Source organism: Anaerosphaera multitolerans, assembly GCF_004006535.1.
Lineage (GTDB): Bacteria > Bacillota > Clostridia > Tissierellales > Peptoniphilaceae > Anaerosphaera > Anaerosphaera multitolerans.
In genome coordinates, this window is the sequence record NZ_RLIH01000001.1 from 160,918 (window position 1) to 185,297 (window position 24,380).

At 30.3% G+C, this 24,380-nt stretch carries 20 protein-coding genes; 17 read left to right on the forward strand and 3 right to left on the reverse strand.

The genetic code is table 11. The features are described from left to right. Positions 1-2 precede the first annotated feature (2 nt). Together EF514_RS00775 and dcm are read left to right on the forward strand one after the other, a co-directional pair. On the forward strand, positions 3-659 hold the full coding sequence (locus EF514_RS00775) for a DNA-binding protein (RefSeq protein ID WP_127722824.1): 657 nt from the start codon (positions 3-5) through the stop codon (positions 657-659). Positions 660-766: 107 nt separating this feature from the next. Next, positions 767-3,589, forward strand: coding sequence for a DNA (cytosine-5-)-methyltransferase (gene dcm / locus EF514_RS00780; RefSeq protein ID WP_127722826.1), 2,823 nt, complete (start codon positions 767-769; stop codon positions 3,587-3,589). Between the two features lie 7 nt (positions 3,590-3,596). Here dcm and EF514_RS00785 read toward each other — a convergent pair whose 3' ends face one another. Beyond that, the gene (locus EF514_RS00785; protein WP_164845506.1) at positions 3,597-4,976 is read right to left on the reverse strand and encodes an Alw26I/Eco31I/Esp3I family type II restriction endonuclease; all 1,380 of its coding nucleotides are present in this window, start codon (positions 4,974-4,976) and stop codon (positions 3,597-3,599) included. Between the two features lie 146 nt (positions 4,977-5,122). Here EF514_RS00785 and EF514_RS00790 point away from each other — a divergent pair, with 146 nt between their 5' ends. Together EF514_RS00790 and EF514_RS00795 are read left to right on the forward strand one after the other, a co-directional pair. After that, positions 5,123-5,899 (forward strand): DUF6414 family protein, encoded by a 777-nt coding sequence (locus EF514_RS00790; protein ID WP_127722830.1) that lies wholly within the window; start codon positions 5,123-5,125, stop codon positions 5,897-5,899. Further along, a complete protein-coding gene (locus EF514_RS00795; protein ID WP_127722832.1) occupies positions 5,892-6,998 on the forward strand; it encodes an AAA family ATPase in 1,107 nt (368 codons plus the stop codon). Before EF514_RS00790 ends, EF514_RS00795 begins: the two co-directional genes overlap by 8 nt. Before the next feature lie 18 nt (positions 6,999-7,016). On the opposite strand, the gene EF514_RS00800 is transcribed toward EF514_RS00795, so the two are convergent. Further along, complete coding sequence (locus tag EF514_RS00800) at positions 7,017-8,348, reverse strand: relaxase/mobilization nuclease domain-containing protein (RefSeq protein WP_127722834.1); 1,332 nt, start codon at positions 8,346-8,348, stop codon at positions 7,017-7,019. A gap of 1 nt (position 8,349) precedes the next feature. Beyond that, positions 8,350-8,706, reverse strand: coding sequence for a plasmid mobilization protein (locus tag EF514_RS00805; protein ID WP_106012388.1), 357 nt, complete (start codon positions 8,704-8,706; stop codon positions 8,350-8,352). 301 nt (positions 8,707-9,007) lie between these two features. Here EF514_RS00805 and EF514_RS00810 point away from each other — a divergent pair, with 301 nt between their 5' ends. From EF514_RS00810 to EF514_RS00860, 13 genes are all read left to right on the forward strand, one after another. Then, a complete protein-coding gene (locus tag EF514_RS00810) occupies positions 9,008-9,628 on the forward strand; it encodes a recombinase family protein (RefSeq protein ID WP_240648973.1) in 621 nt (206 codons plus the stop codon). Positions 9,629-9,991: 363 nt separating this feature from the next. Then, on the forward strand, positions 9,992-11,413 hold the full coding sequence (locus EF514_RS00815; RefSeq protein ID WP_127722838.1) for a SpaH/EbpB family LPXTG-anchored major pilin: 1,422 nt from the start codon (positions 9,992-9,994) through the stop codon (positions 11,411-11,413). A 50-nt stretch (positions 11,414-11,463) separates the two neighbouring features. Then, on the forward strand, positions 11,464-12,315 hold the full coding sequence (locus EF514_RS00820; RefSeq protein ID WP_127722840.1) for a class C sortase: 852 nt from the start codon (positions 11,464-11,466) through the stop codon (positions 12,313-12,315). 36 nt (positions 12,316-12,351) lie between these two features. Further along, a complete protein-coding gene (locus EF514_RS00825; protein ID WP_127722842.1) occupies positions 12,352-13,305 on the forward strand; it encodes a Cna B-type domain-containing protein in 954 nt (317 codons plus the stop codon). Between the two features lie 422 nt (positions 13,306-13,727). Next, entirely contained in the window at positions 13,728-16,616 is a 2,889-nt protein-coding gene (locus tag EF514_RS00830; RefSeq protein WP_164845507.1) for a VWA domain-containing protein, read from the forward strand. Positions 16,617-16,648: 32 nt separating this feature from the next. Beyond that, positions 16,649-17,206, forward strand: a complete 558-nt coding sequence (locus EF514_RS00835; protein ID WP_240648974.1) for a sortase — start codon at positions 16,649-16,651, stop codon at positions 17,204-17,206. A 75-nt stretch (positions 17,207-17,281) separates the two neighbouring features. Then, positions 17,282-18,115, forward strand: coding sequence for an AP2/ERF family transcription factor (locus EF514_RS00840; protein ID WP_127722848.1), 834 nt, complete (start codon positions 17,282-17,284; stop codon positions 18,113-18,115). 297 nt (positions 18,116-18,412) lie between these two features. Continuing rightward, entirely contained in the window at positions 18,413-19,954 is a 1,542-nt protein-coding gene (locus tag EF514_RS00845; protein ID WP_164845508.1) for a Spy0128 family protein, read from the forward strand. A 392-nt stretch (positions 19,955-20,346) separates the two neighbouring features. Further along, complete coding sequence (locus EF514_RS00850) at positions 20,347-20,547, forward strand: hypothetical protein (RefSeq protein ID WP_127722852.1); 201 nt, start codon at positions 20,347-20,349, stop codon at positions 20,545-20,547. A gap of 306 nt (positions 20,548-20,853) precedes the next feature. After that, positions 20,854-21,012 (forward strand): hypothetical protein, encoded by a 159-nt coding sequence (locus tag EF514_RS10715; RefSeq protein ID WP_164845509.1) that lies wholly within the window; start codon positions 20,854-20,856, stop codon positions 21,010-21,012. A gap of 298 nt (positions 21,013-21,310) precedes the next feature. Beyond that, the gene (locus tag EF514_RS00855) at positions 21,311-21,727 is read left to right on the forward strand and encodes a helix-turn-helix domain-containing protein (protein WP_127722854.1); all 417 of its coding nucleotides are present in this window, start codon (positions 21,311-21,313) and stop codon (positions 21,725-21,727) included. Positions 21,728-22,157: 430 nt separating this feature from the next. Further along, on the forward strand, positions 22,158-22,307 hold the full coding sequence (locus EF514_RS10720) for a hypothetical protein (RefSeq protein WP_164845510.1): 150 nt from the start codon (positions 22,158-22,160) through the stop codon (positions 22,305-22,307). A gap of 43 nt (positions 22,308-22,350) precedes the next feature. Further along, positions 22,351-24,105, forward strand: a complete 1,755-nt coding sequence (locus tag EF514_RS00860) for a recombinase family protein (protein ID WP_127722856.1) — start codon at positions 22,351-22,353, stop codon at positions 24,103-24,105. The last annotated feature ends 275 nt before the right edge of the window (positions 24,106-24,380 follow it).

The following is a 24,380-nucleotide window of genomic DNA, read 5'->3' on the forward strand; positions in this document are numbered from 1 at the left end:
TTATGGAATACAAAGATATTAGAGAAAACTTAGAAGAAATGATGAATGATAATTACAAGGATTTTATAAAAGCACTTGTGAGCATAGAAAAAGGTGTTAATGATGAAAAGGCACTTGAAGAAGTCTATGTTTTATATATGAACAATGACACAACGGGTCTACTAAGTGATGACTTTGACTATATGATTGATGATATGAAAGAACAAGGAAAGCTCATTGAAAATACCAATGAACTTGAAGAAAAAGACGACCTCATAAATCTCGTGGGTAATATAGCTGGCAAAGTAGAAAATCTTGAACGAGAAAATGCTAATGGAGAAAAGTTTAAAGTAAGTAATTTTTCAATTGTTTCAAAAGATGACGATGGAAATAAAGTTTATACCAATTGTTCAGCCTATGGAGATAAGACAAAAGATTTAGAGAAACTAAAACAAGGAGATTTTGTTAAAATCTTCGGACAAGTAAAAACAAGCATTGATAACAACGGACAGGAACATAAAAATGTTCGTATTTTGTCTTCTAAGCTCTTAAAAGCAAAAGAACAAGTAAAGAGTCAAGACAAGGATAAAAAGTCAATATTAGGGCAAATAAAAAGCTTTAAGACAGATGACAAAGTTAAGTCAAATAAGAAAGACCATAGCAAAGGTGCAGAGAGATAAATATCGGCAGTCTTCGGACTGCCTTTATTTTTTTGTTTAAATCGTCTCAACTATATTGTCTCGAAATGAAAATTGTGATATAATATCTTCATTGGGAGGATTAAATTATGGAATTATATAATGATCTAACAAAAAACACAGATTTATATTTGAAGACATTGGCAATGGATATCAAGCGACAACAAGGCATATATTATACTGATTTAGAGCTCACTGACATAATTATGGAGAAGGTGTTAGAAAAGATATCTGCTGAGGAAATAAATGAAGTTAATTTTTTAGAACCATGCGTAGGTAGTGGAAATTTTGTAATTAGCTATATAAAAAATGCTGCCTTAAAATTTAAGTTAACTTCTAATGAAATAAGAAAATTAATAAAAAATATTTATGTATGTGATAGTGATAAATCTGCAATAGATCTTTTCATAAGAAATTTAAAATATTTTATAAAAAAAGAGTATCAGATCGACTTAACAAATGATAATCTTCCTAACATAGGTGGAAGTTTGATATATAATTTGCAATTAAGAGAAGATAATTATATAGGGATAGATAAATATTTTGGAGATATAAAATTTGATGTTATTGTTACCAATCCTCCTTATAAAGGATTGCGTGCTGAGAGAAGACATTATAAAACAGATGATGAATATTTTAATGGAAGAAATTATTATAACAAGGTAAAAGAAAAGTCGAAACATTTACATCCGTTATCTGGAGCTTTAAATGCTAATATATATAGATATTTTGTTGAAGAAATCTATACAAAATATAGTAAACCAGATTCAATTATATCAATATTAGTACCAAGCAGTATCCTAACGGATAAATCTTGTTATGATTTAAGAAATAAAATTATTGATTTTAATATTACTGATATTATACAAATACCAGAGAATAATAAGTATATAGATGCTAGCCAGGCAATGACAAATATAATAACCGATAGAAATCATATAAACAGTAGTGTAAGTATAGAAAAATTAAATAATGGTAGAATCGAAAATTATTTAGTACCAAAGAAGAATATTGTGGATGAAGCCCATAATAATTCTATATTAATTATGAGCAATGAAGATTATGAATTATTAAATAAATTAAAGTCCATCCCAAAAGTTAAAGATCATAAATTCATAGTAAATATGAGAGGCGAATTAGATATTACCAACAATAAAGACGCCATAACATCTAAAAAAACAGAGTATCCGCTAATTAGAGGTAGAGATATTGATAGATATTGCGAAGTAAAATATGAAAAAATAAAGGATTATGCTACTAGAGAGTTTGTTAATAATTCTTCTAAACAAAGATATGTAATTAAAAATAGGTTAGCGTGTCAGCAGATAGTCAATATGAATAAAAAGACAAGAATCGGTTTTACGCTCATTAAAGAAAATACGGTTTTGGCGAATTCTTGTAATTTTATCTTTATTGAAGATAATGATTATGGAATAGATGAATATTATGCATTAGCAATTTTAAATTCCAAGTATTGCGACTGGTATTTTAAAATATTTAGTAGCAATAATCATGTAAACAACTATGAAATAGATTTATTACCATTTCCTATAGGAAATAGTGTTCAAATTCAGGAAGTTTCAAGTTTAGCTAAAGAACAAGTATTGGAATATTCAAATTTAAGAGATAATCAGATAAATAAAATAGTTACGGAAATTATCGATAACTTCTTTGGAGTTGAAAATAAAATAAATTTAAACTCAACGCAGATTGATGAATTAGCAAATAAAGGCTTGAAAGAAAAAAACAAAATTTTATCAACAAAAGGAATTTTAAACGATAAACAATACACTTTGAGTGAGTTAGATTTAGAAATTATAAAATCAGTTCCACAAGGAGGAAATTGGAAGAATATTCCAGATAAAACAATTGAAAAATCTAAGCGACTTATGAAAATTAGAGAAACAGGTGGTAGAACTACACTTTATGGTAGAATAGACTATACAAATCCAAGTTATACAATAACCACATATTTTAATAGACCTGGAAATGGATGTTATATTCACCCAACACAAGATAGAGTATTGACAACTAGAGAAGGTGCAAGAATACAATGTTTCCCTGACGATTATTATTTTTATGGAAATCAAAGAGATATATTGAATCAGATAGGAAATGCAGTTCCACCTTTAATGGGTTATTTAATTGCAAAGAAAATTAAAGAAAATTTAAATGTAAAAAAATCTTTAGATTTATTTTCTGGAGCTGGAGGATTATTGTATGGATTTAAAATGGCTGGGGTAGAACATGTACTAGCTAATGATATAGATAGAAGTGCTTGTGTAACTTTAAAAATTAATAATCCAGAGGTAAATGTACTTTGTGACGATGTTACAAACGACTATACAAAAGAAATAATAATAGATACGGCTATCAAAAATAATGTTGATATTATTTGTGGAGGACCACCGTGCCAGGGGTTTTCTTTAGCAGGATTCAGAAAAAGTGATGATCCAAGAAATAAATTAGTTTTAGATTTTGCTGACATAATTAAAAGTGTTGAACCTAAAGTGTTTGTTTTTGAAAATGTTGTTGGTTTATTAAGTTATAATAAAGGAGAAACATTCAATGAAATAAAAAAAATGTTTCTCACATTAGGTTATAAACTACATGCGGAAACGTTAGATTTTAGTGATTATGGGGTGCCTCAACGTAGAAGAAGGGTCATCATTATTGGTGTTAGAAATAACATAAACATAGAACCTTCAAAACTTTTTCCTGATAAGATAACTAAAAATAAAAAAATTAGTGTAATGGAAACAATTGGTGATTTAGATATAAATATCAATTCTAGTAATATGAATTCAAAATTTATTAGTCTTATGAAGAACAAAATATCATATGATCATTACATTGATTCTATTAAAGAAAATTGCGAGAATGAAATAGGAGAACAATTGAGTATCTTCTAAAAGAAGCCTAAGCTTCTTTTAGAAGATTATCTTGCATATCAGAAACAATTTCATAAAAATGATTAACTATAGATTTGTTAGGAGCACAATTATTAATTTCATATACAAGACTATCAATATTTTTAGTAATATCTGTATTAAAGCTAGATTTTATATTTCTATTTTCTTTTTCGGCAAAGTCTATGACAGATTCAAATGAAATTCTTATGAATCGAGAATATTCTTTTTTTGTTGCATCGGAAATATTGCGAAAAGTTTTATTTATAATATTTCCAAATTCATCAAATTTGTAATCATATTTAAAATATTCTTGCTTAGGTTTCAGAAAATTTTCTTCCAAAAACTTCTTACCTAATTCGCCAGTTTCAGTAATGATAATATAAAGTAATGACATGTAGTTATTTATGTTTATCTTCATAAGGTTTCTATAGTATTCTAGATTTATATCATTATCAATTAGAAAATCTGCTTTAAGAGCCTTCCATATTTTTTCGGAAAACCAAGAAACAGGTAGCAAATTATATCTAGATTCAAGCTCTATCAATTTCTTTATATCACTTTGTTCAAGGCGATCTCTTTTACTTGAATTGTCTCCCGAGCTCATCGGTTGCATAAATCTAGGGTCATGAATGAATCCTAATGATATAGGACCTATATGATCTGCTGAAAGTCCAATAAAGTATTTACTTTTCATAAATTTATTTGCTGCGTGGATATTTCCGTCACTCCAGTTTTCATAAGCTCGTCTATCTTTTGAGTAAGTCTTCATATTATCAGGATTACGACCTTTATCAAATTCTTGTCTGCAACATCTGTTGTAGGAATGAAATCCGTCATAACGATCAGGGAAATTAGACATTGCTCCAGGTCCTAAGCTCTTTTTCTCTCCATTTCTGCATGCTTCTATAACTGATTTGATGTAAATTGTTAGGTCATTGAAATTTCCTTCTAGTTTTATAGACTTATTTAAAATTTTAATTATTTCAAGATCTGACTTTCCTTCTTCCTTAAAATGATTTGAAACATCATAAATATCATCAAACACATTGGGTTCATAATCGTAATTTTTAGAAAGAAATTTTTGAAAAGATTTATTAGGATAAATATAATCTAATGACATACTTTCTCCGCAAATTTGACATACTTTTTCTTTGGTTGGATGAACCATAAACATTACTTTTCTGTAGAAGCTATTGTCATTTTTCGAAATGCCAAATTTTTCAGCTTTATTTAATGCCCATTCTATTCTTTTTTTACCAATTTTAGATTGCTTAGTTGCTACCCAAACAATAGAGCCATCTTTTTTTCTTACATATGGCAATCCCTTATAAGCTTCATTATTAACAATGAAATTTTTATACTCTTCAAATTTAGGATGATTATTCATATACATATACCTCCAATTTATTATTATAACAAAATACTTGAAATATTGCAGCTCGTTTAAAATAACTATTGACAATCATCCGATTATGTGATTTTAAAATTGTTTTATTATATAATAGAATATGTAGAAAGACGTAGGTGATATACATGGAAGATAAAAAAATAGAATTTAGTAAAATAATATATTTTGATGAGGATTCAGCAACTGATTTGATATATATGAGTAATCAGGGAGCTTTGCGTGAAGAGATAATCAAAGAAGATCATGATAAAAGTGATGGTAAAGTTTCTGTTGAGGCTGGTATAGCTACAACTGGAATTCTAAAATCGATTTTGGGTGGAAAGTTTAGCTTAAATGCCAATGGTTCAGTTGGTGCTAGTAGAGAAAATCTATTGAACAAAGTGATAAATAACACAGTTTTAACTGATTATCTAAAATTAGGCTTAGATGATCTTAGGATCAAAATTTTTAATAATGCTAAAGTATATCCGTATGAAAATTCACTTTCTTATATCAAATTATTGGCTCCATATATGATAATGACAGAAGGTAAAATTGATTTAGGTGAATTCAATGTAAATATTGCCATGATAGATACAGCATTGAAACAAAGTAAAGGGTATTATGAAATGGTATTGAAACAAGAAGATAAAAGCGTTTTGAGATTCAATTTAAACGCATTTAGAAATTCATATTCACTACCAGATTTAGTAAAAATGGATTTAACTTATCATGCGGTTGAGGTTGGTAAAATTAAGTTGGAAAATCTTGATGTAGAAAAAGAATTTAGTTTCGGTGGAAATACACAGGTTCCAGATGCTTATGAAAAAGCTTTAGAAGATAGTGGCATTATGAGAGATAATTTAAAAGAAGACTTAGTAAAAGTTTATGATGTAATTTTGGCTGGTGTAAAGAATGATTAAAATATTTTATGGACCAGAAAGTGCTTTTAACAAAAGATTGCCAGAAAGAATTAGACCAAGAACCCTAACTCAACTTGTTAATGAATCTGATATGAACGCTAGGGGGCTGTATTTTAATCAAGAAGGAACGCGACAAAAACCAAAACGTACAAGAGTTTCTAATCTAGTTGCAAGAACGCATGAGTACGCAAGACTAAGTAATTCAGGTTTAAACGGATTCCTTTCAATTTTGAGTGAATATGATATAGAGAATATGTATTTTCAGAATCCACCGACACTAATAGTAAATCAATTGAAAGATGAATATGGCGATAATCTAAAAATTGAAGAACATAGTTACAATAAAGTAGACATAAAAAAAGTTAAAAAGTTTTGTGATGAGTATGATAGCTTAATTCTTGGACAACAAAAAGTTTCTTTAAAAATAACTAATAGTTTATATAGGATAGCTCAAGGATATAATAACGATAAACCATTGGTTTTATTGTTTTACGGACCATCAGGTGTCGGTAAGACTGAAACAGCAAAGTTTATAGCAAGTATTTTGGAAGAGAATCTATTTAGAAAGCAATTTTCTATGTATCAGAGCGGAGAATTTGGTAATTATGTTTTTGGAGGGAATCATACAGAATCTAGTTTAGCGAGAGATTTATTAGATAGAGAAAGCAATGTTATACTTTTCGATGAATTTGATAAACCCAATCAAATATTTTATAGTGCTTTTTATCAAATGTTTGATGAAGGTATTTTTGAAGATAAGAATTACAAGGTAAATTTAAAAAATAGTATAATTATTTGCACCTCTAATTTTTTAGATACAAAAGATATTATTAGTTCATTAGGTGAACCTATATATAGTAGAATAGATGACACTATTCAATTTAATCCTCTCGATATTGAAACAATAAATAAGTTGATTAGACTGAGTTTTGAAAAAAATTATTCGATATTAAGTGAAGAGGATAAGAAGTTAATAAAACCAGAACAGACCTTAAAAGGTTTACTTGAATTAGGTTCTGGAGTATCAAATGCGAGAATAGTTGATAAGTTCGTCAAAGAATATATATTCACTAGAATAGTTATAAATCGTTTTAAATGAAAGAGAAGTAGAGAAGATTTACCTCTCCACCTCCTTTCCATAATAATTTTCATAGTTTTTCCTATACTGAATAAGGTCAGAAAATTGTTCTTTATTTAAAGAATACCCTTGCATAAGGGTGTTCTTTTTTTCTTGCAATTTATCGAGCTTGGATAGTATTTCTTTTGTATTTGGTAGCTTATTATAATTTTCTAAGATTTCTTTAGCGGCTATTTTATAGACTGAAAGCTCACTATAATATTCTTCTGCAAATTGTTTGTCATCAGGATTTTTCTTATGGTATTTATAGATTTCACGATACTTATTTATGGTATTTATATTCTCCATATCTTGGGATAAACTTTTCATTTCAGTTTCAATTTTCTTTATTTTATCTAACAAATCTTGTCTATCATCGGCAGATTTTTTGATTAGATCATCGAGTTGTGTAATTGAATTTATTCCTTGCTCTCTTAATTTAATTATTGAATCAGACATTGTTTTGATATTGTGTTTTCTTGCCCAGACTTCGTAACCTTTAGAGGATTGAGCTTTTTTATTAGTAGATATATCAATGACGTTTCCTACACGTTTTTTAATAGGATTAGCTTTGTTTTTAATAGCTAAATCTATTCTTTCTTTGATTTTTTCTTCGGTATAATCTTCTCCGATAGTCTTAGCTCTTGTAAATCTTTGCTTATCTTTATGACGAAAAGCAATGTGTTTACCAAACTTAATTTCATAATCCAGAGATTTCATATTTTCTAAAAACTCTTCCCACGATTTAGACTTATTAATCATTCTATCTATATCAAATTGCAGTTTAGACTTCCAGGAATTTCCTTTTTTACTTTGGTCAAACTCATACCAAGATTTACCAGCAGTTTTATATTTTTTCTTGTAAGCTTCATAATATTCGTCAATGACTGAAAGCTTATTTTCTTTACATAATTCGTCACTTTGATACCTGATTTTATGATAAGTTTTTTTGTTAGATTGGTAGCATTTACCAGTCTTGTAATTAACATTATTAAAGATTATATGGTTATGGATATGCCCTTTATCTATATGAGTTGCAAGAACAAATTCATAATCTTCTTTTAAAATTTTCTTGCATAATTCCATTCCAATTTCGTGAGCTTTTATAGGATCAACCTCTCCTGGTAGAAAAGATTGAATTAAATGTCTAGCCAAAACTGTACCTTTAGTATCATTATCTTCTCGCGTTTTCATAAATTGAATGTGGGCAGTAGATGGATGACATTTGAATGAAGATACTAAGATTTTTTCATCAGTTTTTTCACTCTTAGTAATGTAGTCTATTGCTAAATTTAGAGTTGCTTTTATAGGATGTATCTTTGTGATTGCCATATTAATCACCAGAACTTTCTTTTGATTTATTAAGAAGTAGGGAATGGATCTGCCATATTTCTCTTGATAATTTTTCTATCTGCTTATTCATAGACTCAATTTCATTTTTGTAAATAACACCAGTTGTATTAGTAGCTTTTGCAATCTGATTTATATTATTTGTTGCATTCGAAAGTAGCCATTGTAGGTTTCTAAATGGTTCTAAATCTACAACATAAATTTCTTTTTCTAATACACACTTTCTAAGAAAGTGGGACATAGTTTTACAATTTGCAAGTTTCATTTTCTTTTCAAAAATTTCTTTTTCTTCTTTGGTTAGTTTTATTTCTATTCTTTCATTTCTAAATCTATTTGCCATTTTATTCTCCTTTATAAAATATATTTCGGGGTCTTAGGGTTCTCCCTAACAAGGTAAAAATTAAAAAAATGGAGCATTCCGTAAAGGGCTGCTCCATTAATTTTTTCGTAAGTGTCCGTACACTTACTGTGCTTGCTACTAAAATATAAACATGTAGAAAGCATCAAGCTGTATGCAATTTTAATATGTTTATTATATCATATTTTACTAGTATTTGACAGAGTTAAATACCTTTGTAAGACAATCCTTTCTATCTCTTAATTAAAATATTAGCAGAACAAATTTTAAAACAAATGAAAGGATGATAAAGATGAAATATGGTTATGTAAGAGTATCAACTAAAGAACAAAATATAGATAGGCAGCTGACAGCTATTCTAAATAAGGGGATTGAGATGAATAAAATCTATATTGATAAAGCAAGCGGTAAAGACTTTAACCGTACGAAATATAAAAAACTAATGAAAAAATTAAAAGAAGGAGATGAACTTTATATAAAATCCATAGATAGACTTGGAAGAAATTATGATGAAATCATCAAAGAATGGAACACCATTACAAAAGAAAAAAATGCAGATATTGTAGTCCTAGACTTTCCACTACTTGACACCAGAACCAAGGTCAATGATTTAACAGGAAAATTCATATCAGATTTAGTCCTTCAAATATTATCTTACGTAGCTCAAGTAGAAAGAGAAAACACCCATCAAAGACAAATGGAAGGAATAAAAGAAGCTAAAAAGAGAGGGGTTAAATTTGGTAGGAGTAAAATAGAAATTCCTAAAGAGTTCTATAATCTGGCTGAGAAATATATAAAAAACCAAACTAGTCTTAGAAAAGCCTCAAAAGAGCTAGGTGTGAGCCATACTACCTTTTCCAAATGGTTAAAAGAAGAAGGATATGAAAAAGAAAAAAAGAAATGAAGAAATGTAAAAAAAAGTAGACTTTAATTTACGTATAAATCACACACTAATTAAACATTAGTAATATTTAATAAACCAGTAAATTTTACATCTATATACACACAATTATTGTATCACAGTTTGTATTTTATTTCCTAATATTATTGACAGTTAAAGTAAAATCAAACCACAAAAATTATAGGAAGGAGGATTTAAAAAGGAATAAATAAAGAAAGATATATTATTAACTTTAGGTGTTTTTGATGTGGTTTTATACCTTAGATATTAAATCAGTACAACTAATTAATGACAAGTAAATCTATACGACACCAGTGTTTTATTACACAAATAAGAAATTAAAAATTAAGTCATAAGGAGGAAAACATGACAAAAAAATTTAAAAGTTTACTAGGTATAATGATGGCACTAGTAATGATTCTATCAGCAGGCTTTGGAAGTTCAAAGGTATTAGCTGCTGGAGGTAATGGAGAAATTAAAGTAACAGGAACTACACAAGATAAGAGTTATTCAGCATATAAGATTTTTGACTTAACTCAAAGTGGAGAAAATGTTTCGTATACTATTGCAAAAGAATGGGAAGACTTTTTCACTAATGGTGCTGGAAAAGATTATATAATTGGAGAAAATACTGGTGGAAAACTAAACCCAATAGTAGTAGGTAGCGAAACAAAATATATAAATATAACAGACGAAAATATTGCAGAATTTGCAAAAGTTGCCAACGCAGAAATTAAAAATCAAACACCAACTAAGACAGAAAAAGCGAATGGTACAGAGCTAACTTTCACAGGTTTAGAATTAGGTTACTACATGATTCATCCAGAAGGAGCAGCTTCAGGAACAGATAATCCAAATTCAGTCATATCATTAACTACAACAAAGCCAAAAGCTGAAGCTAAAGTTAAAGCAACATATCCTACTGTTGAAAAAACAGTGGAAGAAAAATCATATGATTATGGAAAGGAGATTGAATATACATTAAAAGGAACAGTTCCAGACACAAAAGGTTATAAAAAATATGTATATACAATGACAGATACTTTATCAGAAGGGCTTACTTTAGACACTGAAAGTGTAAAAGTTACTGTTGGTGGTGAAGAGCTTAATGAAAATGTAAAACTTACAAAAGAAGCAAATAAATTAGTAGCTGAATTTGATATGCTTAAACTTCAAGAAAAAGTAGGTAAAGAGGTTAAAATAACTTATAAAGCCTCATTAAATGAAAATGCGGTTATTGGTAGTGAAGGAAACGCTAATAACGTTGAATTAGAATATAGCAATAATCCACACGATGATACAACAGAAAAAACAAAAGATAGTAAAAAAGTATATACAGGTGCTATTAAGGTTATAAAACATGAAGAAGGACATGAAGAAAAACTTTTAGCGGGTGCTAAATTTAAACTTAAAAATAGTGAAGGTAAATTCTATAAATTAGACAATAATAAAGTTACTTGGGTAACTGAAGACCAAGCTGATGAAAAAACAACTGGAGATGACGGTGTTGTAGAATTTAAAGGTTTAGAAAATGGAACATACTACCTTGTAGAGACAGAAGCTCCTGCTGGATTTAACAAGTTAACATCTCCAGTTGAAGTAACTGTTGATTACAATAATCAATCAACTACAAAATACCAAGAAGCAAAGGTTGCAAATAACTCTGGTGTAGAGCTTCCAGGAACTGGTGGTATGGGTACTACTTTATTTACAATTTTAGGTGGAGGAGTTATCTTAATCGCTCTATTTAGTCTTGCAAAAGGAAAAGTAAAAAAAGAAAGGAACTAAAAATTTAAGTAGAGGTGGATTTACCACCTCTACTTAAATAATAGTTAATTATGCAAAAAAGCAAATCAATTTTTTTTCGTGTTCTTTTATTAATAGGTTGTAGTATTTTCTTCTACCCTACTATTAGTGATTATGTCAACAGCATCACTCAATCCAGAGCGATTGTTGAATACCAAGAAGCACTAAGTCAGTTTGAAGGGATGGAGATAGAGAAAATAAAAGAAAAGGCGGATAAGTACAATCAAAATTTATTAAAGATAGAACATCCCTTATCCAACCCTCTTTCACTCGAAGGATATAAAGAAAACCTGGACCCTTTTAAAAACGGAATGATGGGAACGGTAATTATAGATAAAATAAATGTCAATTTACCTATTTACCATGATGTCAACGAGGGGGTAATCCAAGTAGGAGTTGGACACCTTCCGGGATCTTCTTTACCGGTAGGAGGCAAAGGCACACATGCTGTAATTTCAACTCATAGTGGACTGCCGTCAGCTAAATTATTTACTGATTTAAACAAGCTGAAAATGGGAGATGAATTTACCTTATCTGTCTTAGGGGATAATTTAACCTATAAAATAAATCAAATTATTACTGTTTTACCAAAAGAAGTAGAAGCCTTAAAAATTGAAGAAGATAAAGACTATGTAACCATGTTTACATGCACACCCTATGGAATAAATACTCATAGGCTTTTAGTAAGAGGAGAAAGAGTAATAAAAGAAACAAATCATAAAGAAGCAAAAACTCTTGAAAAAGCGGAAAAAAACATAAAAACTCATCTAATTAAGATGATATTTTTCTTGATTTTATTCCTTATCATTCTATTTACTATTATAAAAGATTTAATATCTTTGGTAATAAATAGGGAAAAACATAAAAAACAAGATAAAAATTAAAAATTTGCTTAAAGCAAGATTTATTGGAGGTGAAAGATGAACAAAACTAAAAAAATCCTACCATTATTTCTTATGTGCTTAATATTAAGTCTTATTGTATTTCCTTCAAAGATATTAGCAAGCAGTGATTTTGATGCAAACAAAGACGTTGAATTTACTATCGACTATCAGAATGAAGGTAAAAGATTATCTAATACACAATTTGACATATACAAAGTAGCAGATGTGGATAAAGATTTAAACCTACAAAGTTCAAAAGACTTTGATAAATATCCTGTTGACTTAACAAAACTAAACCAAGAGGCTTGGAACGATTATGCTCTCACCCTAAAAGGATATGTGCAAAAGGACGGGGTAAAACCTGTAGTGACAGGGTTAACTGATGCTAACGGAATTTACAAAACAAAACTAAAACCAGGTTTGTATCTTGTTATCGGTAAAAATCTAACTTTGGATAATTATATATATGAATCCAGTCCTTTTCTAGTTTTACTACCTAATGTAGAAAAAGAAACAGGAACATGGAATTATGATGTTATCTCAAAGCCAAAGACAACAAGAAATGAAAAAATCATAAAGGAAGTATCTAAAAAAGTCATTAAGATTTGGAAAGATAAAGGTTTTGAAAATTTACGTCCTAAAGAAATAGAAATTGAACTATTAGGAAACGGGAAGCTGAGAGAGACCATAGTTTTAAGTGAAAAAAATAATTGGCAACACACATGGCATAAATTAGACGAAAGTGTTAATTGGACATTGGTAGAAAAAGGTGTGGATAAAGGAAAATACAAAGTATCTATAAGTAAAGAGGGTGATACTTTTATAGTTGAAAATGCCTATATACCACCTAAAACACCACCAAAAAAAACCAAAGACCCCTTGCCACAGACGGGTCAGTTATGGTGGCCTGTGTATACTCTAGTTGGTATCGGTTCAATAATGATTGTGTTAGGCTTTATTCAAAATAGAAGAAAGAAGGTGGATGAATGAAAATTAAAATGAAAAAATTTATATCGCTTGTTTTAGTACTGTTAATATTACTTTCAAATTCCCCTATTTCTCTGGCTATGGATAAAGAATCTTTTGGTGAGCATACAAAAGAAAGTAACTCAATTGTTACAACAAACACACAAGAAATAAAAGAAGACTCTCCAGACGAAAAAAGAAAGAGTGAGAGTAAGAGTAATTCATTAGAGATAAAAAATAGTGAAGATCTTACAAAGGGGTCTATTATAAACTCCTTTGAAACCGTCAAGGAATTGCCTAAGACATACTTTTATGAAAATAATGATATTGAAATTGCTATAGAGCTAAAACAAAGAACACTGCAAGAAGAAGGTCAATTAATAGTTAAGGAGGTTGATTCAGAAAAAGATGATAAGCAATTAGAATTACAAAAAAGAATCACGAATATGATTACTGAAAAGCTTAATGAAAAGCAAAAGTTAAATAAAGCAAAAATTTATGACATTTACTTTATTAATAAAGACGGAGATAGAATTCATGATCTTGAAATTCTAAATATACGCTATGTCTTTAAAAAACCTGTTTTATTAGATGAGAAAAATGAACTCTCAATATTTTCACTGTTCAACAACGAGTTAATTGATTCTAAAAATGTAGAAATCAAAAGAAATGATAGAAATGAAATTGTAGAATTAAGTTTTAATGTTGATAAAATACAACAACTTATCTTGATCAATACGGTAGAAAAAAACTTAAACCTTATAGAAGACTCTCAAAAGACTAATAAAGAAGAACAAGAAGATACGAAAATAGAAAACAAAGAAACTTTAGATGAATTTATTCAGCTTGAAAAGAGTTTATCAGGTAATAAGAAAATTACTATTGAGGGGTTGAGAAAAGACTTTTCAGAATTAGAAGGTGAAATACAGCTTGAGGTAAAAGAACTTAATCCAAACAATGGGAAAGATAAAGAGCAAATTGAAATTAACGAGACAGAGATGGAAAAATTTATTCCTGAAAAAAGTGATTCCATTAAGATCAATTGGCATCATTATGATATAAGCATCTTGTTAGATGGGGAGGAAATTGAACCTGTTAATAAGTTAAGGGTGTCCTTCTCAGGTTTTGATACTACTGATCTTGATGATGCTACAAAGGAAGTAAAGGTCCTTCATCTGAATGAATTAACAAATGAGGTAGAAGATAAGGAAATTGAAATTGGGGAAAACGGAGTTGTAGAAGCTGAATTTGATAGCTTCTCTCCTGTGACAGTTGTTGAAGTAATAGCAGATCATCCCTCTACTCTTAAGGCAACAGACTTTGTTAATGATGTTAAGCACTATATGGAATATGCTCCCGGTTCTCTTGGAAAAGCAGTAATAGACTCTTCTCAAATACTGAATCCAGGTCGTACTTCCGATGCCTTTGGTAATATAGTTCTTGAACATGGCCAAGTTATAACAAAGAAAACAGCAACACCTGTTAAGGGAAAGGTTAATACTTGGGATATTACTGTTCGTGTAGAAGGTAGGGACAACATATCTGATACTACAGATGTTGTTCTAGTTCTTGATAATTCATATAGTATGTATGAAAAGAAAAACGAACTAGCTGATGGACGAACTCGTTTTCAAGCAGTACAAGAGGCTGCTAAGAAATTTGTTGATATAGCATTGAATGAAAATCCTAACTTAAGGATTGCTATAGTAGTTTATAATGGGGAGGTAACGATAAATTCTGGGAATATTAATCAACCATTTTCACAAGACAAACAAGCACTATATTCAGAAATTGATGCGATTAAAGAACCACCTTCATTAGACCCAGAGAAGAAAGGGGGAACTTTTACTCAAGCAGCTATTAAACAGGCTGGTGAAATTTTAAAAGGTTCTTCAGCAGATAATAAGCACATGGTGCTTATGGCTGATGGTTTTCCGACTTTTAGTTACGACTTAGATTCTTCATCTTGGGATGAGAAAATAGAACAAACAGAATTATTTTACAAGCCAGGTGCTCCTTTTAATATAAAGGATCTTTATGAAAAGACTAAATACTACAGACTACCTGCAGATGAAAGTCAGATTCAATTTAATTACGATAATAGGGTAGGTTTGGGAGCTGAAGAAAGATCGTCAGTAGCATATAAGACTCTGAAAATTAATAAGGATATAGAAGATGTTTATAGGTATATCTATGGAGAATATATAACAGGTACTAAAGATCCGAATAATATAGACCTAACTGTACAAGCTCATCGTTATCATGTGGACGGTGAGGACTTTGCAAGAGAATACAGATATGCACATCAAAAATCAACTGTTTTAGAAGCTAAAAGATTAAGAGAAGACCCAAACATAGGTTTGGATACTTTGTATTCTGTAGGTGTTGGCTTTGAAACCTATACTGGACAAGCATTGGAAATTGCTGTTAGAACGCTAAGCAGAATTGCTGATTCTGGAAAGTTTTATGATGTTAGAAATGCGGAGCGATTGACAGCTACCTTTGAAGAAATAGCAAAAACTATTAGTATCAAAAGTGCTATGCGTGACTTCAAAATCGTTGACATCATGGGTAAAGGCTTTACGGTAACAGATGAGTCAAAAATAAAAGTAAGTGAAGGGAAAACAAGTTTTGACCGAAATTCAGAAACAATAAATTGGGATATAGAAACTGTAACTAAGTGTGTGGCTACAAAAAGTGACGTAAGATATGCAGAATTAACTTATAGAATTGAAATCAACGATGATATTCTAACTCTACCAGGTTCAAAGACTAATCAACACGAGAAGTTTATTACCAATGCCGTAACTGATTTGACTTATACAGATAATCTTAAGGATGAGAAGAAGACCTTATCAATTGATTCTCCAAAGGTAGATCCAGTTCTTTTGAAGGTTAAAAAGGTCTTATTAGATAGTAATGGAAAATTATTAAATGAAGATATAACATTTACAATAAATGTTACTAATGATTTGAAGACCTACGACGAAAGGCATGAATTAAGTCCAAAAGAAGACTATAAATGGCGTACTACTTTGAGAGATGAGGGAACCTACTTGGTTGACGAAATAGCTGTATCTGGAACTCCAGAAAAAAACTATATTACGACTATTAAGATTGATGGAGAAGAAACTAGTGAGTTCTTGGTAAATCATGACGGTGATATTCCGAGAGGCGATGTTAATATTGAGGTTACAAATCAGGAATTAGGAGGTTATGAACTGCCAACAACCGGTGGATTAGGAACTATACTCTTTAGATTGATAGGAGTCTTTGTATTGACTTTCGCTTTAGTAATTCCTTATAGAATGAGACGAGTTAAATGCGAAAGGTAAATAAGTTTTTCTTATTTGGTACGCTTTGCATTTTGTTTGGACTCTTACTTTTTTCTAAAAACTTATGGGAAGATTATCAGGTTGGAAAAGAAACTGAGTTAATCAAAGAAAGGCTTGAAGAAAAGAAGGTCATAGAAATTGAAAAACCAATTGATGATAGACCTGATTATGTTAAAAACCCGTATATGGAAATGCCAAAGGTTACAATTGACGGCAATGACTATATAGGATATGTAATTATACCGAGCTTAGAGCTGGAACTTCCGATTCTAAGCTCTTGGTCATATCCAAAGCTTAAGATTGCACCTGCAAGATATGAAGGTTCTGTATACTTAAACAATATGATCCTGTTAGCTCATAACTATACAGTCCATTTTGGCAAGCTTTATCGATTAAATATTGGAGATGTTATTCAATTTAAAGATATGAATGACAATCTTTTCGATTTTACTGTAGAAAAGAAAGAAGAGTTAGATGAAATACAAGTTGAAGAGATGGTTTCTGGGGATTGGGACTTAACATTATTCACTTGCACTCTAGGTGGTGAAGCAAGAACAACTATACGATGTAAAAGAATAGAAAATAGGTGATATTTTGTCAATATAGCATTGTAGAAATAAAATTTAAGAGAGGTTATATTATGAAAAAAGAAAATTTTTGTAGATATGACATCAAATAAAAAAGAAAAAATAAATAAAAAAGAAAAACTTGTAGGGAAAAGATTTGGAAAACTAAAAGTACTATCTGTTTATAAAAAAGGCAAGTACAAAAAATGTAAATGTATTTGTGATTGTGGAAACACTACTGATGTATACTATAGCAATCTTGTTTCAGGAAGAACAATAAGTTGCGGTTGTCGAGGGGGAGAGATTGCTAATAGGTATAAAAACATAGTAGGGGAAATATATCATGATCTTATAGTTGAAGAGAAGACTGAAAAACGTGAAGATGGCTTAATAGTTTGGAAATGTAGGTGTCTTAAATGTGGAAAATATATTGAAGTCACTAAAAAACAGCTAGATAGAGGATATGTCAAAGACTGTGGAAACCATAAATACGAAGACTTATTGGGACAAAAAATTGGAGAGCTTACAATTATCTCATTTGATAAAAATAGAGAAAAATATCTTTGCCAATGTTCTTGTGGTAAGTCTACATATGTATCCAGATCTAATTTAATCAGCAGTCATACCCTTAGTTGTGGTCATCTAAAGGACAACCGCAAATATAAGTATGTAGATGGAGCTTTACCATACCTATTAACAGGAAAAATTCCATCAAATAATACAAGTGGTGTAAAAGGTGTTAGTCAAACTAAAAGTGGGAAATGGGTTTCCTATATTACCTTAAGAAAAAAAAGATATACACTGGGAACATTTAAGAAAAAAGAAGATGCTATTAGAGCTAGAAAAAAAGCGGAAATAGATTTCTTTTTACCAATAATAGAAAAAGATCAAATGAGGAAACAAAAAACGAAGCATCGTAAAGAGAGGGTATAAACTCTGAATACTAGGTTACAGGTCTTTATTTTATAGGTGGAAATAAAGAAAGAGGTTTATTTGTCCATAACTCGTTTGAACAGAAATGGACTATTCTATTATAAATTGATTTTTATAGCATTATTTAGGAAAGGGAGGAAATAATTGAGAACAAAAAAGATATTTAATTATTTAATAAAAGGTATATTGGCATTTGTTATTTTTGTGAGTATTTCTCCAGCAAAGTCAGCTCTTGCATGTAGCCATAATTGTAATAATTACAACAATTACAATTATAGTTATAAAGAAACAATCTGTGTGTATAAATCATGGTCGGGTCAACCTTTGAAATACGGTGAAAAGCGCCCAGATGTTTATTTTCAACTACTTAAAGATGGAAGGCCTGTGGGAGAGCCTAAGAAAGCAGTAAATAATATAGCAAGCTTTATAATACCAAGTTCTAGAAATATCTATAGATATACGATAAAAGAAGTTAATGTAGATGGAAGTGACTGGTCTGCTGAAGGCTATAGAGCAGGTTCAGTTCGTAGAGATTCATGTAATCCTTGTGTATTTTATATAACAAATACCAAAGAAAGAACAGAAACAATTTGCGTGTATAAAACATGGTCGGGTCAACCTTTGAAATACGGTGAAAAGCGCCCAGATGTTTATTTTCAACTACTTAAAGATGGAAGGCCTGTGGGAGAGCCTAAGAAAGCAGTAAATAATATAGCAAGCTTTATAATACCAAGTTCTAGAAATATCTATAGATATACGATAAAAGAAGTTAATGTAGATGGAAGTGACTGGTCTGCTGAAGGCTATAGAGCGGGAATAGTATATAGATCGTCATATAACCCTTGTGTATTTTGTGTAACGAACAATAAGGAGAAAATGCCAGCACCAGGTGAAGTTACTGTTGATAAGATCTGGACTGGTGTCGACTTAGAATTAGGACAAAATTATCCCGATGTATATTTCCAATTACTTAAGGATGGTCATGCAGTTGGTTCACCTGTTTTATATGAAGGGCATACAGTAACTTTTAAGATTGACAACAAGGATGAAATCAGCAAATACGTAGTAAAAGAAGTTAATGCAGATGGAAGCGACTGGTCTGCTGAAGGTTATGTGCCTGGAACAATTGAAGGCAGTGATGGAGTATTTACTGTAGAAAATAGAAAACTTGGGCCAAAACCTGCAAGTGCAAGTATTGTTCTAAGAAAAACAATGTTAGGAAGACCAATTAAAGATGGGGAATTTTCTTTCCAATTAATAAATGATCAAGGTGTGGTCATTGAAACGATTACTAATCTTGGTAATGATATTTGTTTTTCGGAAATAGAATATACGAAAGCAGGAACTTACAGATATACAGTAGTAGAGCAAGAAGGAGATAATAAAAATATTATCTATGATGCAAAAGTTATTGAAGTTATAGTAGAAGTCAAAGATGTAGAAGGCCAGCTAGTTGCTGAAGTAAGCTATAGTCCTGGTAATGAATTTAATAATCAATTAAAAGAAAAGCACGTAAAAGTTATCAAAATAGATGAGAATTATGATTATTTAGTTGGTGCTGCTCTTCAAATGACTTCAGATAATGGCTATAACGAGGTATGGGTAACCAATGGGAAGGGGAGAACTTTTGAGTTGACAGAAGGAAGATATACTATCACTGAGTTGTCAACTCCGAATGAGGAATATGAGTTGGCTTCACCAGTTGTGTTTGATATTGTTTATAACGAAGCTAAAGAAGAACTAGAATTTGTTATTGTTGATGAAGGCGAAGGCAATATCATTAATGAGGTTGAAAATATCATTTATATGTTAGACAAATATAAAATTATAATTAATTAAAGATTTTTCTAGAAAAGATTTGCAAAAGGGGCAAAGTATTGAGATGGAGAAATACATAAACTGCTAACAGCATAGTTCTAATGAATATTTCTTGAATATAAAAAAATACACGGCAGTAAGCCTAAGATAATATTGTTATTTGGCTTAGCCTCTTTCTTGTATAGTAAGAAAGAATAAAGTAATGAAACTCATGAAAGTCAGCTGGCCTAGAGGGATCAGCTGACTTTTTATAAAAGGGTGATAGGATTAAAAAATCAAGAAGATTGATTTACAGTACTCTTATATTTCTATCCTTTGGATTGTTATATACGGAATGGAATAAAAGATAAGATATTAACAAAAAAATACTTAAATAAGTAGTTGATATAGAAACTAAAAAGAACATTAAAAACATGACTACTGAGATTGACGGAGAGAAATTATCAGAAGAATATATTTCAAGAGAAACTCATAAACAAAGGGAAATTAACAGTTTAAGAGAGATAAATCCAGATATCTTTCTATATATCGATGATATGAAAGACCATTATCAGATAATAGGTTCTATGATTTTAAATCTCTATACAGAAGATGAAATATTTAATTTTAATTAATATGTCAATTTTGATGATTACTATGGAGCAAGAGATTATTTCCATGACATTAGGTAAGGAAGCGAACGATTTACTAGTCGATCAAGTAAGGAAAGATACAAAGATCTGAACTCTTTCTATCTGTAGTTTTGAAACAAATGATGCTAGATTTGTTATTTTTGCAATGAAAGTAAGGACAGGGTGTGAACATCAAAAATAAAAATAAACAACTAGTTATCGAAAATAAAATCAAAAGAAAAGAAGGCAACTATCATGAGGTTATCTATGAAACAACTCTATACAAATAAGGGACAAAGGAGGCCACTTTTGCAAGACGATAATGTGAAGCCTGTAAAAGATGGAAAAATGTCCCGTTATCAAGAAGAACTTGATAAAACCAATAACAGACCAATGAACAACACTTCGGGTTATCCCTGTAGTAAGAAAGAGAGTGGCGATAAAAATCATATAATTTACATTTGTTAAATAACAACTAAATAAGAAACAATAATTAAACCATTTTGAGAGATGAAGTAACTTATATCACTTTCTTTCAATAAATATGAAATTGGCTTTGTTTGAAGGATAGTCCAAGGTTTTTTGGGATAAATGATTATTTATTTAAGCTGTTTTCGTAAGGGATTAACTATAAGGATAGCCACGAGTAAAATCGTGGCTATTTTTGTACCCAAAAGTAGGTGAGTTACATGACTATTATTGTACGAGCACGTGCTCCACCTGTCCTCCCTAAATTTCAGAACTAGAGATTTAAGGGGGATTTTTCATGACAAAGAAAGATTATTTTATTTTTATTGATAAAGAAAAGGTAATGGTTAGTAAGGAAGTTTATCTGGCTTATTGGAAGCAGACGAATAGGGAAAAATATTTAGAACGACTTGATCGTAAAAATAGATTGCTCTATATTTCTCAATTTGATCAAGATGGTAACTTTCAGGATATAATAGAAGATAAAAGTGTAGATGTAGAAAAATTAGTTGAAACAAAAGAGGCAATAGTGAACTTGCGAAAAGCTATTTCTAAACTCAGTGATGAAGAAAGAGAGATTATTAATGCTTTGTATTTTAGGGAAGAGACTATACGAGATGTCGCACAGAATATAGGGACGCATAAGACATCTATTATAAGAAAAAGAGATAGGATTCTAGAAAAGTTAAAAATGATTTTAGAAAAAAATAAATAAAAGTGTGTCCAAGAGGGTCAAATTTTCACTCATATAAGTGAGGGGGATTTGACCTTTGTTTTTTAAAACAAACAACTTATAAATAACCTCTCTTATTTGATATAAACATTGAACCTTAACAATTGAATAGACCAAGACGAGACATTAATCATTTTTGGAGCGTAATAACCTATCCGCCAAGATCTTTCTGCTGAATAATTCGGTAAAACAAGTACTGCTAAGCTAAAAACAAGGGAAGAAGAAAGGGAGCGATAAGTAAGAGTTTGAATATAGGGAGGGATACCCTATTCGCTATGAAGAAAATGAGGATAATGATACTTCTAAGGTTGAAGCCGGCTCATCCTGAATAGAGGCGGAGGTGAGATTCCTATGTTGCTAATCCAAGGCACTTGTCAATGTCAAAAAACTTAAATTTACATAGGAGGTTATTATGAAAGCAATAAAAGTTTATAGCATGAGAGTTGCTATGTTATGTAGACTTTATGATCTTAAATTAATTAATGATAAAGAATTCACCAAAATAAAGACTAGAATAGAAAAAGATTACAAGAAAATTGATAGAAAACAATTAATTTTATGATAAAATAATACTGTAGAAAGACACAAAATGGGAAGGAGGTAAAATGAATACTAAAGTAAAATTAATAAAAGCTTCAAATACAGGAGCTAGAAATAGAAATGCACTACATTTAGATTTAAAACGAGTTGCAGCATATTGTCGAGTTAGCACTGATAGTAAAGACCAACTTGAATCATATAAATCGCAAGTTGATTATTATACAAATCTAATAAAAAATAATAAAAACTGGACTTTGGCTGGTATATATGCAGATGAAGCAACAACAGGAACAACTGCTACTAAAAGAGCAGATTTCATGAGACTAATAAGTGATTGCCAAAATGGAGATATAGACATGATAATTACTAAATCTATATCAAGATTTGCTAGAAACACATTAGATACTTTGAAATATGTAAGGCTTTTAAAGGAAAATAATGTTGGTGTAGTATTTGAAGAAGAAAATATAGATACTTTGACAATGGATGGAGAGTTACTATTAACAATATTAAGTTCAGTAGCTCAACAAGAAGTAGAAAATACCTCAGCCCATGTAAAAAAAGGACTGAAAATGAAAATGGAAAAAGGGGAACTTATTGGTTTTCAAGGTTGCCTTGGCTACGACTATGACCCTACAACAAAAACTATCTCTATAAATGAAGAGGAAGCTAAAATTGTTAGATATATCTTTAAAAGATATTTAGAAGGCAATGGTGGTTCAGTTATTGGTAGGGAACTAGAAGAACAAGGATATCTTACCCCTAGAGGTAAAACAAAATGGTCTGATACTACAGTGTTAGGAATAATTAAAAATGAAAAGTATATTGGAGATATACTAATGGGAAAGACTTTTACAGTTGATCCCATAACAAAAAGAAGACTAGCAAACTTTGGTGAATCTGATAAATACCACATTGAAAATCATCACGAGCCAATTATATCAAAAGAAGACTTTGAAAAGGCACAAGAGATTAGACTCAGGAGAGCACAAAATAGAAACACCATTGCTAATAAGGATAGAAAAAGAGAGAAACTATCAAGACAATACGCTTTTTCAAGTATGCTGGAATGTGGATTTTGTGGCGAAATACTTTCAAGAAGAACATGGCACACTAGTTCAATTTACAAAAAAATTAACTGGCAATGTGTAAGGTCAACAAAAAAAGGTAAAAAATATTGCCCTCATTCAAAAGGAATACAAGAAGCAGCAATAGAAAAAGCATTTGTTGAAAGCTATAGGCAATTATGCCATGCAGATTCAACAGTAATAGATGACTTTTTAAAAATTGTAGAAGAAGAAATAAATGATAATACTTTAGTCAAGGATCTGAAAAAGATAGAAAACCAATTAAATAGAATCATTAGTCAAGAAAGAAAGTTAGTTGATCTTCATTTAGAAGATAGTATAGACGAAGAAGTTTATGCTAAAAAGTATAAAAAACTAACAAAACAAAAAGAAGAATTACTTGGTGAAAAGAAAACACTGGAACTAACAATAAAAGATGAAAATTCTATTAAAGAAAGACTAAAGCAATTTAAAAAGGTCTTAGAGAATAGAGAAATTATAGAGGAATTTAATAGAACAGTATTTGAAAGCATAGTTGATAAAGTCGTAGTGGGTAGAATTGATAAAGACGGAACAGTTCATCCATATGACCTGACATTCTACTTCAAAACAGGAATTAAAGATAGTCAAGATTCTAATAACTTTAAAGACAAAAGAAAAAATGCCAAAGACAATGACATTAATAAATTGTGCTCCTACAAGGGTGACGAGGATAAAAAATTATGTTCCCAAGCAAAAGACAACGCACGTTGAGACGGTAGTATTGATGTCAAGGGTTGAAAAATAAGAGTTTAATAAGATAAGTAAATAAAGGCTTTCCGTGGTTTGAGGTCTGGTTCTAAGCCGGAAGGATAATCACGGTTTTTTGCTTTGAGGGAAGTTATCCAAGATTGGTGAATTTAAAAAATCATCAATAAATATCGTCGATGACTAAGTGAGTTGATAAGATGGTTGGCGAAATAATAGTGAGTTGAAAATGTGGCTATCAGATTGAAAATTGAAATTGAAATATATAAGCACGTTGAAGG

Bases quoted from the DNA above. Each gene is read 5' to 3' on its own strand.
- EF514_RS00775 (WP_127722824.1), top strand. From the start codon at position 3: ATGGAATACAAAGATATTAGAGAAAACTTAGAAGAAATGATGAATGAT.
- EF514_RS00805 (WP_106012388.1), bottom strand. From the start codon at position 8,706: ATGGCAAATAGATTTAGAAATGAAAGAATAGAAATAAAACTAACCAAA.
- EF514_RS00830 (WP_164845507.1), top strand. From the start codon at position 13,728: ATGATTACTGAAAAGCTTAATGAAAAGCAAAAGTTAAATAAAGCAAAA.
- EF514_RS00855 (WP_127722854.1), top strand. From the start codon at position 21,311: ATGACAAAGAAAGATTATTTTATTTTTATTGATAAAGAAAAGGTAATG.
- dcm (WP_127722826.1), top strand. From the start codon at position 767: ATGGAATTATATAATGATCTAACAAAAAACACAGATTTATATTTGAAG.
- EF514_RS00785 (WP_164845506.1), bottom strand. From the start codon at position 4,976: ATGAATAATCATCCTAAATTTGAAGAGTATAAAAATTTCATTGTTAAT.
- EF514_RS00850 (WP_127722852.1), top strand. From the start codon at position 20,347: ATGACTACTGAGATTGACGGAGAGAAATTATCAGAAGAATATATTTCA.
- EF514_RS00860 (WP_127722856.1), top strand. From the start codon at position 22,351: ATGAATACTAAAGTAAAATTAATAAAAGCTTCAAATACAGGAGCTAGA.
- EF514_RS00825 (WP_127722842.1), top strand. From the start codon at position 12,352: ATGAACAAAACTAAAAAAATCCTACCATTATTTCTTATGTGCTTAATA.
- EF514_RS00795 (WP_127722832.1), top strand. From the start codon at position 5,892: ATGATTAAAATATTTTATGGACCAGAAAGTGCTTTTAACAAAAGATTG.
- EF514_RS00840 (WP_127722848.1), top strand. From the start codon at position 17,282: ATGACATCAAATAAAAAAGAAAAAATAAATAAAAAAGAAAAACTTGTA.
- EF514_RS00815 (WP_127722838.1), top strand. From the start codon at position 9,992: ATGACAAAAAAATTTAAAAGTTTACTAGGTATAATGATGGCACTAGTA.
- EF514_RS00820 (WP_127722840.1), top strand. From the start codon at position 11,464: ATGCAAAAAAGCAAATCAATTTTTTTTCGTGTTCTTTTATTAATAGGT.
- EF514_RS00790 (WP_127722830.1), top strand. From the start codon at position 5,123: ATGGAAGATAAAAAAATAGAATTTAGTAAAATAATATATTTTGATGAG.
- EF514_RS00810 (WP_240648973.1), top strand. From the start codon at position 9,008: ATGATAAAGATGAAATATGGTTATGTAAGAGTATCAACTAAAGAACAA.
- EF514_RS10720 (WP_164845510.1), top strand. From the start codon at position 22,158: ATGAAAGCAATAAAAGTTTATAGCATGAGAGTTGCTATGTTATGTAGA.
- EF514_RS00800 (WP_127722834.1), bottom strand. From the start codon at position 8,348: ATGGCAATCACAAAGATACATCCTATAAAAGCAACTCTAAATTTAGCA.